This window comes from Achromobacter sp. DMS1 (assembly GCF_001270295.1).
This window is the reverse complement of sequence record NZ_LHSJ01000177.1, coordinates 1-8,696: the sequence shown is the minus strand read 5'-3', so window position 1 is coordinate 8,696 and position 8,696 is coordinate 1. Positions and strand designations below refer to the sequence as shown.

The 8,696-nt window shown below is 68.5% G+C and carries 7 protein-coding genes and 5 pseudogenes; 4 read left to right on the top strand and 8 right to left on the bottom strand.

Annotation, left to right across the window (positions count from 1 at the left end; all coding sequences use genetic code 11):
• From AD428_RS18375 to AD428_RS18355, 4 genes and pseudogenes are all read right to left on the bottom strand, one after another.
• Positions 1-306: pseudogene (locus tag AD428_RS18375) on the bottom strand (hypothetical protein); the annotation flags it as partial.
• A gap of 328 nt (positions 307-634) precedes the next feature.
• Positions 635-973, bottom strand: coding sequence for a hypothetical protein (locus tag AD428_RS18365; RefSeq protein ID WP_053246138.1), 339 nt, complete (start codon positions 971-973; stop codon positions 635-637).
• Between the two features lie 159 nt (positions 974-1,132).
• Complete coding sequence (locus AD428_RS18360; RefSeq protein ID WP_053246137.1) at positions 1,133-1,378, bottom strand: DUF3820 family protein; 246 nt, start codon at positions 1,376-1,378, stop codon at positions 1,133-1,135.
• 102 nt (positions 1,379-1,480) lie between these two features.
• Positions 1,481-1,966: an OsmC family protein gene (locus AD428_RS18355; RefSeq protein ID WP_053246136.1), complete on the bottom strand. Its 486-nt coding sequence runs from the start codon at positions 1,964-1,966 to the stop codon at positions 1,481-1,483.
• 142 nt (positions 1,967-2,108) lie between these two features.
• On the opposite strand from AD428_RS18355, the pseudogene AD428_RS18350 reads away from it, so the two are divergent.
• A pseudogene (locus tag AD428_RS18350) lies at positions 2,109-2,534 on the top strand (copper resistance protein NlpE).
• Positions 2,535-2,614: 80 nt separating this feature from the next.
• Positions 2,615-3,304: pseudogene (locus AD428_RS25410) on the top strand (ABC transporter substrate-binding protein); the annotation flags it as partial.
• Positions 3,305-3,346: 42 nt separating this feature from the next.
• Here the strand turns inward: AD428_RS25410 and AD428_RS28225 are convergent.
• Positions 3,347-4,336 carry a class I SAM-dependent methyltransferase gene (locus AD428_RS28225; RefSeq protein ID WP_235490872.1) on the bottom strand — a complete coding sequence of 330 codons (990 nt, stop codon included), beginning with the start codon at positions 4,334-4,336 and terminating at the stop codon, positions 3,347-3,349.
• Positions 4,337-4,433: 97 nt separating this feature from the next.
• On the opposite strand from AD428_RS28225, the gene AD428_RS18335 reads away from it, so the two are divergent.
• Positions 4,434-5,072, top strand: a complete 639-nt coding sequence (locus AD428_RS18335) for a VTT domain-containing protein (protein WP_082308442.1) — start codon at positions 4,434-4,436, stop codon at positions 5,070-5,072.
• 26 nt (positions 5,073-5,098) lie between these two features.
• Here AD428_RS18335 and AD428_RS18330 read toward each other — a convergent pair whose 3' ends face one another.
• Positions 5,099-6,472 carry an N-acetylmuramoyl-L-alanine amidase gene (locus AD428_RS18330; protein ID WP_200908052.1) on the bottom strand — a complete coding sequence of 458 codons (1,374 nt, stop codon included), beginning with the start codon at positions 6,470-6,472 and terminating at the stop codon, positions 5,099-5,101.
• Positions 6,417-6,950 (bottom strand): annotated as a pseudogene (gene tsaE, locus AD428_RS25405) (tRNA (adenosine(37)-N6)-threonylcarbamoyltransferase complex ATPase subunit type 1 TsaE); the annotation flags it as partial. The gene AD428_RS18330 and the pseudogene tsaE, both read right to left, overlap by 56 nt.
• A gap of 182 nt (positions 6,951-7,132) precedes the next feature.
• Between tsaE and fumC the strand changes: the two are divergent.
• Positions 7,133-8,530 carry a class II fumarate hydratase gene (fumC, locus tag AD428_RS18325; protein WP_053245804.1) on the top strand — a complete coding sequence of 466 codons (1,398 nt, stop codon included), beginning with the start codon at positions 7,133-7,135 and terminating at the stop codon, positions 8,528-8,530.
• Positions 8,531-8,554: 24 nt separating this feature from the next.
• Here the strand turns inward: fumC and AD428_RS26315 are convergent.
• Positions 8,555-8,696, bottom strand: a pseudogene (locus AD428_RS26315) (AEC family transporter); the annotation flags it as partial.

Below are 8,696 nucleotides of genomic sequence, written 5' to 3'. Positions count from 1 at the left end.
TTCGCCGCGCAGCGCCATGAACGCCTGCGCCGCCAGCTCCAGCGCCTTGCCCGTCAGGTACATGCGGCGGATGGCCCCCTGCGCCGGGCAGGCCAGCATCTGGTGGCCCAGCGCCTGCATGGCGCGGCCCACCTCCAGATTGGTCTCGGCATACGGCCGCGCCTGGCCCGGCGCGCGCAGCGCCTGGCCCGGCGCGCGCAGCCACCCGGCTGTCTCGTCCGGCTCCAGCGCAAAGCCCTGGCGCAGCTGCGCCAGGGGCGTGCGCAGGGACCACGAAGCGCAGCGCGCCGCGGGCGTCGAACTCATGATCCATGGACAGCGAATCGCGGCACAGGCTCACGTGCAGCAAAGGCCCGCTGACCTGGGCCGCGGGGCCGCCGCGCACCTGATAGCGCAATTCGCCGTCGAGCACCAGCACCACCTTCAGCCCCGGCTCCAGCGCCTCGGTCACGGGCCGGCCATCCGTGGCGCGCAACGTGCCGCCCGCCAGCGACAGTACGGGCGCGGCGGACGATACGGTCCAGTCGGGCTGGAGGCGGGCGGCGTTCACGACGGGAAGCATCGGGCAGGTAAATGAAAGTGAATATTATTACCACCCTCCGCCGCGGCCACAAGCGCGCCGCCGAGCGGCCCCTTATTGCTGCTGGCGGCGCTGCTGCAATGCCTGCAGGCACTGGGCCACGCCCGCCTGCATCTGCGCGTTGGACACCGCGGCCCGGTCCGACACCTCGCGGCAGCGCTGATACTCCGCCAGGCTTTCGGGCGTGTCGCGCACAGGCGCGGGCGCCGAACCCGCCCCGGGCGTCACGGTAATGCGCAAGGTGGACGGCGGCGACTGGCTGCCGTCGGGCGAGCGCGTGCTGGGATACTGGTATTCCTGGGTGGCGGGCGGCGCGGCGTTCTGCGCCTGCGCCAGTCCAGCCGCGCACAGCGCGGCGGACGCGATGAGGGATTTGCAGAGGGATTTCTTCATAACGGCCTCGGTTCGATGCGCGGAGCCGGAATCGAAACCGGGTCCAGGGTCCGCGCGTGCCGGCCTATCGTATCGCCCCGTCCGCGCGCTGGCGGTGCCAAGACGATACATGGAAGAACGGATTTGTTTCTCCCGGTTTCCCGAAGGCTGCGGGGCGCCTCAGCCTGGGCCGCCCCGGCCGTGCCGCTCGGGCGCGGAGGTGCGCAGCGGGGCGAGCAGGCCCCGCAGACCGTTGTGGTCGAGCTCGTGCATGAGCGCCAGCAGCCGTCCCAGCTCGCCCGGCGGAAACCCCTTGCGGGCGAACCAGGCCAGGTACGGGCCCGGCAAGTCCGCGATCAGCCGCCCTTCGTACTTGCCGAAAGGCATGCTGCGGGTGACCAGCAGATTGAGCAGTTCGGGATCCATGACGGGCGTAGCGGCAGCGGCGCGAAAGAGAAGGAAGACGGCCAGTCTACGCCATCGCGCGCGTGGCCGCCGGAAAGCGTCCTCCCCGAAGCGGCGCCCGTCTCAGCCCGCCTGCGAGATGCGCGGCTCGCAGCGCACCGGAAAATTCACCGAGTTCGCGATGAAGCACAGATGATGCGCGCGCTCGTGCAACGCGGCGGCCAGCGCCGCATCGTCGCCCTGGCGGATGCGCACGTCCGGCCGCAGCGTCACGCTGGCGAACGCGCCCCCGCCCTCCGCGTTTTCGGTCATGACGCCCTCGGCCTCGTCCTGGTACGACTCCACCACGATGCCGGCCTGCGCGCACAGGTGCAGGTACCAGAGCTTGTGGCAGGCCGACAGCGACGCCGCCAGCAGTTCTTCCGGATTCCAGCGCGCGGGGTCGCCGCGAAAAGCCGGATCGGACGAGCCCGGTATCGCCGGCTTGCCCGGCGCCCGGATCTCATGGTTGCGGGAATAGGCTCCGTAGGAAGCCGTGCCCGCTCCCGTGTTGCCGGTCCACCGGACGGCGACGCGGTAATGATGCGCTTTGCGATTCGATGCGCTCATGAGAGAGACTCCATGCGCGGCCCGCAAGGCCGGGGGCATAGCGTAGCGCAGCCGCGCGCGGCACGGCTTTACATTCGGTTTCAGCTCCCCCGCGCCCAACTCCGTATCGTGAACGGCGTTTTGCCAACAGGAGCTCGCCATGATGCCGAAAACCGCCTTGACCTGCGCCCTGAGCCTTGTCCTGATCGCCGGCTGCGCCCCCACGCAGCCGCCGGACGCCCGCGCCACGCCCGCCGACCGCCACACCTCGCGGCGACGCCGCGGACTGGCAGGGCAGCTACGAAGGCACCCTGCCCTGCGCCGACTGCCCGGCATCCGCGTGCGGCTCACGCTGATGCAGGACGGCCGCTACGAAAAGCAGACCCAGTACCTGGACCGCGAACCCCGGCCCGAAACCGTCACCGGCACCTTCAACTGGGAATCGGACGGCGGCACCATCCGCCTGGACGCGGCCGGAGACAGCCAGCGCTATTTCGTCGGCGAAAACCAGGTCACCCTGCTGTACCGCGACGGCACCCGTCCCACCGGAGCGCTCGCGCCGCATTACGTGCTGCGCAAAGTTCCGTAGCGGCCGCCGCGGCGAGCCGCTATGCTTGGGCGTCTCCGACTTCCTTCCGCCGCTGCCGCAGCCATGACGCCCGATTCGACCTGCTTGCCGCCTTCGCCCCCACCGGCGCCCTGCGCGCTTCCATCAACCTGGGCAATCCCATACTCGCCGGCACCGATCCGGCCACCGGCCAGCCTCGCGGCGTGTCGGTGGACCTCGCCGGCGAACTCGCCCGGCGCCTGGGCCTGGAACTGGAACTGGCGGTATTCAAGACCGCCGGCGACTCGGTCAACGCCGTCGCCGCCGGGCAGGCCGACGTGGGCTTCTTCGCCATCGACCCCAAACGCGGCGAGCAGATCGCCTTCACCGCGCCCTACGTCATCATCGAAGGCGCCTACCTGGTGCGCCAGGACTCCCCCATCGCCCGCATGGAAGACGTGGACCGCGCCGGCCAGCGCATCGTGGTCGGCAAGGGCAGCGCCTACGACCTGTACCTCACCCGCGAAATCAAGCAGGCGGAAATCTTCCGCGCGCCCTCCTCGCCGGCCGTGGTGGACACCTTCCTGGGCGAAAACATGGAAGTCGCCGCCGGCGTGCGGCAGCAACTGGAAGCCGACGCCCGCCGCCTGGGCGGGCTGCGCCTGCTGGACGGCCATTTCATGCTGATCCGCCAGGCCATGGGCCTGCCCAAGCGCCGCGGCGGCCGGGCCGCCGCGTGGCTGGCCGCCTTCGTCGAGGACATGAAACGCACGGGCTTCGTGGCCGGCGCCCTGGCCCGCCACGGCATCCAGGCGCCTCGGCCGCCCCGCCCGAAACCGCCTGAACCGCCCGCCTCAGCCCGGACGCCGCCTCAAGAACACGTACAAGTGGCGGAAAGAATCATCGACCGGATGCCGCGCCCCTTGCACGCCCGCGATGCCCGGCGGCGCTTCCTCGAACAGGCCGCCCGCCAGCGGGTCCACCGGGAACCCGAACCGTTCGGGAAAGTCGTTGTAGCCCAGCACCAGCAGGCCGCCAGGCTTGAGCACCGCGTGGCACTCGTCCAGCAGGCGCAGGAAATCCGCCTCGGTATCGATGCCGAAACCGATGATCCCGTTGGCGATCAGCGCATCGAACGCCGCCCTGCCGTAATGCGCGGACATCTCCAGTGCGCTGCCCACCCAATGCCTGCCCGCGCGACCGTACACGGCCATGTGCGGGTTGCAATCCAGCGTGTGGAAATCCACCCAGGGCAGCAGGCGCGGATAGTGCCAGTTGTGCTTGTCCAGGCCCACGAACAGGCACCGCAGCCCGTCGGGCAGCTCGCGCGCCAGCTCGTTGAGGCGGCCGAAGATCTGCTGCTCGAGGAAATCGCGATTCGGGGCGCGCAGCCGGAAATCGATATCGCAACGTTCGGCCAACGCCGGCGACAATTTGAACAGCGCCCGCTTGAGCGCATAACGCAGTTTGAACATTCCCGCTTTTCTCCGCATGGGTTGCGCGGACCGGCGGCGCATGCCGCCGGAAAGGCGGCGGCGGGCCGGCCGCCTGCGGGAAAGTAAGAAAGCGGCATGGGCGGCGGTATGGGACGCGATGGACGCGGAAACGTGATTTTTCTGAAAGCGGGCGGCCAGGCTAAGGCGTGTTCCCCCGCCCTGGAGAAGGCAGCGCCAGCACGCCCCGCCGCCGCCTTCCAGCCGCACCTCGATGGCGCGCGCGCCCGCGTCGATGGCGTTCTCGAGGATTTCCTTGAGCACGGAAGCGGGCCGCTCGATGACTTCGCCGGCGGCGATCTGGCTGATCAGCAGGTCGGGGAGCGCGAGAATGGAGCGGCGTTCGGTCATGAGGCGGACAGGCGGAAGGACTATGTGGACGATTTTAGCCTCCCGCCATGGTGGGCTATAGTCGCGGACGAATGTCCCCTATTCACAGGTTGCGCGAATGCTCGAATTCTTCAATATGGTGCTCCACATCGACCAGACGCTGGGCGTGTGGGTCCAGCAGTACGGCGTGTGGGTGTACCTGGTGCTGTTCCTGATCGTGTTCGCGGAAACCGGGCTGGTGGTGCTGCCGTTCCTGCCGGGCGATTCGCTGCTCTTCATCGCAGGCGCGTTCGGCGCCTCCGGCAGCCTGGACCCCGTCCTGCTGAGCGTGCTGCTCATCGTGGCCGCGGTTACCGGCAATTCGGTGAACTACGCCATCGGCCGGTACATCGGGCCGCGGGTGTTCTCCATGAACCTGCGCTTCCTCGACCGCAAGGCGCTCATGCGCACGCATGCCTTCTATGAAAAGCACGGCGGCAAGACCATCGTCATGTCGCGCTTCATTCCGGTGGTGCGCACCTTCGCGCCGTTCGTGGCCGGCGTGGCCGAAATGCCGCTGGGGCGGTTCCAGCTTTTCAATATCGGCGGCGCGGTGCTGTGGGTGGCGGGCCTGGTGGCGGCCGGCTATTTCTTCGGCAACATCCCGCTGGTGCGCGAGCACCTGAACACCATCGTGCTCATCGGCCTGGCCGCGGCCATCGTGCCGGTGGCGCTGGCGGGGATGGTCAAGCTGCTGCGCGGCGCCCGGCGCGCCTGACCGGCCAGGCGCGCTGGGCCGCGGGCTCAACCCGCGGCGTCGGCGATCCGCGCCAGCGGCGGATTGGCGGTGAAGTACCGCTGGATGCCCGTCATCATGGCCTGGGCCAGCTTCTCCTGGTGAGAGGTGCTGCGCAGCAGCGCCTCTTCCTGCGGATTGCTGATGAAGGCGGTTTCCACCAGGATGGAAGGAATGTCCGGCGCCTTGAGCACCGCGAAACCGGCCTGCTCCACGCTGTTCTTGTGCAGGCGGTTGATCTTCTTGATTTCGTCCAGGAAGGCGCTGCCCACCTTGAGCGAATCGTTGATCTGCGCGGTGGTGGAGAGGTCCAGCAGCACCTTGGCGACCTGGCGGTCGTGGCTGCCGAGGTTCACGCCGCCGATCAGGTCGGCCGCGTTTTCCTTGTCGGCCATCCAGCGCGCCTGCGCGCTGGAGGCGCCCCGCTGCGACAGCGCGAACACCGACGAGCCGTTGGCCGAGGGCTTGATCCACGCGTCCGCGTGGATGGAAATGAAAAGATCCGCCCGCACGCGCCTGGCCTTCTGCACGCGCACGTGCAGCGGCACGAAGTAGTCGTCGTCGCGCGTCAGATAGGCCCGCATGTCGGGCTGGCTGTCGATGAGGCTTTTCAGCCGCCGCGCGATGCGCAGCACCACGTCTTTCTCGCGCAGGCCGCTGTTGCCGATGGCGCCCGGGTCTTCGCCGCCGTGGCCGGGATCGAGCGCGATGGTCAGCATGCGGCGCTTGCGGCCCGCCGTGGACGGGGCCGAGGGCTTGGGCGGCGTGGGCAGCGCCGGCGCGGGCTGCTGGCCCCGCGCCAGCGGCGGCTCGGGCGCGTCCTGCCGGGTGACCGGATTGCGCTGGATGTCTTCGAGGATGCGCGCCAGCGGATCGTCCACGTCGGGGCCGCTCTGCTTGTTGAGGATGGCCACCAGCGGGTCTTGCGCGATCTTGGGATAGAGATCCAGCACCAGGCGGTACTGGTAGTCGGCCACCGGCTTCAGGGTGAACACCTGCGGCGCCACCGCCTGCTTCAGGTCGAACACCATGCGCACGACGTTGGGCCGGTTCTGCGCCACGCGCAGGCTCTGGATGTAGGGATCGTCGGGGCGGACCTTGGAAACCAGGTCGTTGAGCGCGGGGCTGAGGGTCAGTCCCTCGATGTCCACCACCAGCCGGTGGGGGTTCTCGAGCGTGAAGTGCTCGGCCTTGAGCTCGCTGTCCAGTTCGAGCGTGACCCGGGTGTACTCGTCGGCCGGCCAGGTGCGCACGGCCAGGATGGTGGCGGCCTGGGCCAGCCGGGGGATGACGGGGAGGACGAGCAGCGTGGCGGCGACGCTGATCAGGCGGCGCCGGGTGGCGCCTTCCGAAGGGAGGGCGCGCCAGGGGCGGGGGGACAATCGCGTTCAACCATGTTTGTCCTCGGGGAGTGTACGCGCTGAGGGTGGCGTCGCGTCCCTGGCCCGCATAGGCCAGGGAAATCAGCAGGTCGGGAGGGGGCAAGAGGCCCTCGGCCCGTTCCGGCCATTCGATCAAAACGACTGCGTCGTCACGCAGCAAATCCCGGAATCCTGCGTCCAGCCATTCGCGCGAATCACTAAATCTATAAAAATCAAAGTGATAGAAGTATAAGTTAGAAACTTTATAGGATTCAAGCAGCGCGTAGCTCGGACTCTTGATCCGGCCCGCAATGCCGCAAGCACGCAACAACGCCCGTGTAAAGGCGGTTTTTCCCGCGCCGAGGTCGCCCCGGAGGTGGATGTGTCCCCCGGCGGGGCCGTGCTGGCCGCTGACCAGGGGGGCAAGCCGCCGGGCGAGATCCTCGGTGGCGGTTTCATCGGGCAGGTGCAGGGTGGCGCTGCGTAAGGGAGCGGACATGGCGCGGGGCGAGTGGTAAAAGAGAAAGCGAGACAGGCACGAGGCCCGGCCGGACGCGATCGGCGTACGCCATTATAGGAATGCGGGTTTCTGCTAATCTATGATTGATTGTTATTCTCAATAAGCTGCCGCACCGGGCGCGCTGCGCATCCGGCCGGCCGCCGTTACGGAGCCGCACGCGCATGAAGACCCGCATCGAAAAAGATACTTTCGGTCCCATCGAGGTCCCGCAGGATCACCTGTGGGGCGCCCAGACCCAGCGTTCGCTGCACTTTTTCGCCATTTCCACCGAGAAGATGCCGGCTCCGCTGGTGGAGGCGATGGCGCGGCTCAAGCGCGCCGCCGCCAAGGTGAATGCCGAACTGGGCGAGCTCGACCCCAAGATCGCCGACGCCATCGTGAAGGCGGCCGACGAGGTCATCGCCGGCAAGTGGCCGGACGAGTTTCCGCTGTCGGTCTGGCAGACCGGGTCGGGCACGCAGAGCAACATGAATATGAACGAGGTGCTGGCCAACCGCGCCTCGGAACTGCTGGGTGGCGAGCGCGGCGAGGCCCGCAAGGTCCATCCGAACGACCACGTCAACCGCGGGCAGTCTTCCAACGATACCTTCCCCACCGCCATGCACGTGGCCGCCGCCGTGCAGGTCGAGCACCACCTGCTGCCGGCCCTGAAGGCGCTGCGCGCCACGCTGGCGGCCAAGAGCGCCGAATTCTACGACATCGTCAAGATCGGCCGCACGCACCTGCAGGACGCCACGCCGCTGACGCTGGGCCAGGAGATCTCCGGCTACGTGGCGCAGCTCGACCTGGCCGAGCAGCAGATCCGCGCCACCCTGCCGGGCCTGCACCAGCTCGCCATCGGCGGCACCGCCGTGGGCACGGGTCTGAACGCCCATCCGCAGTTCAGCGCCAAGGTGGCGGCCGAACTCGCGCACAGCACCGAGACTGCCTTCGTCTCGGCGCCCAACAAGTTCCAGGCGCTGGCTTCGCACGAGGGCCTGCTGTTCGCGCACGGCGCGCTCAAGTCGCTGGCCGCCGGACTCATGAAAATCGCCAATGACGTGCGCTGGCTCGCCAGCGGCCCGCGCTCGGGCCTGGGCGAGATCAGCATTCCCGAGAACGAGCCGGGCAGCTCCATCATGCCGGGCAAGGTCAATCCCACGCAGTGCGAGGCCATCACCATGCTGGCCGCGCAGGTCATGGGCAACGACGTGGCCATCAACATCGGCGGCGCCAGCGGCAACTTCGAGCTCAACGTCTACAAGCCGCTCATCATCCACAACTTCCTGCAATCGGCGCGCCTGCTGACCGACGGCATGGCCAGCTTCAACCAACACTGCGCGGCCGGCATCCAGCCCAACCGCGAGCGCATCGCCGAGCTGGTGGACCGCTCGCTCATGCTCGTGACGGCGCTCAACCCGCACATCGGCTACGACAAGGCCGCGCAGATCGCCAAGAAGGCGCACAAGGAAGGCCTGTCGCTCAAGGAGTCGGCGCTGGCGCTGGGCTTCCTGACCGAGGCGGAATTCGCGCAGTGGGTCGTGCCGGCCGACATGACCAACGCCCGCAAGCCGGGCTGAGGGCGTTCCGGGCGGCGGGGGCGTTCAGGCGGCCGCCGCCAGCAGCCAGAGCGGAATGGTCAGCGCCGAGAACAGGGTTCCCAGCGAGATCAGCACCGCCACCATCCGGCCGTCGCCGCCCATGCGCATCGCGCAGCACGTAGGCGGCCGAGGCGGTGGGCAGGGC

Bases quoted from the DNA above. Each gene is read 5' to 3' on its own strand.
- AD428_RS18355 (WP_053246136.1), bottom strand. From the start codon at position 1,966: ATGAGCGCATCGAATCGCAAAGCGCATCATTACCGCGTCGCCGTCCGG.
- AD428_RS18335 (WP_082308442.1), top strand. From the start codon at position 4,434: ATGCTCGAATTCTTCAATATGGTGCTCCACATCGACCAGACGCTGGGC.
- AD428_RS18360 (WP_053246137.1), bottom strand. From the start codon at position 1,378: ATGGATCCCGAACTGCTCAATCTGCTGGTCACCCGCAGCATGCCTTTC.
- fumC (WP_053245804.1), top strand. From the start codon at position 7,133: ATGAAGACCCGCATCGAAAAAGATACTTTCGGTCCCATCGAGGTCCCG.
- AD428_RS18365 (WP_053246138.1), bottom strand. From the start codon at position 973: ATGAAGAAATCCCTCTGCAAATCCCTCATCGCGTCCGCCGCGCTGTGC.
- AD428_RS28225 (WP_235490872.1), bottom strand. From the start codon at position 4,336: ATGACCGAACGCCGCTCCATTCTCGCGCTCCCCGACCTGCTGATCAGC.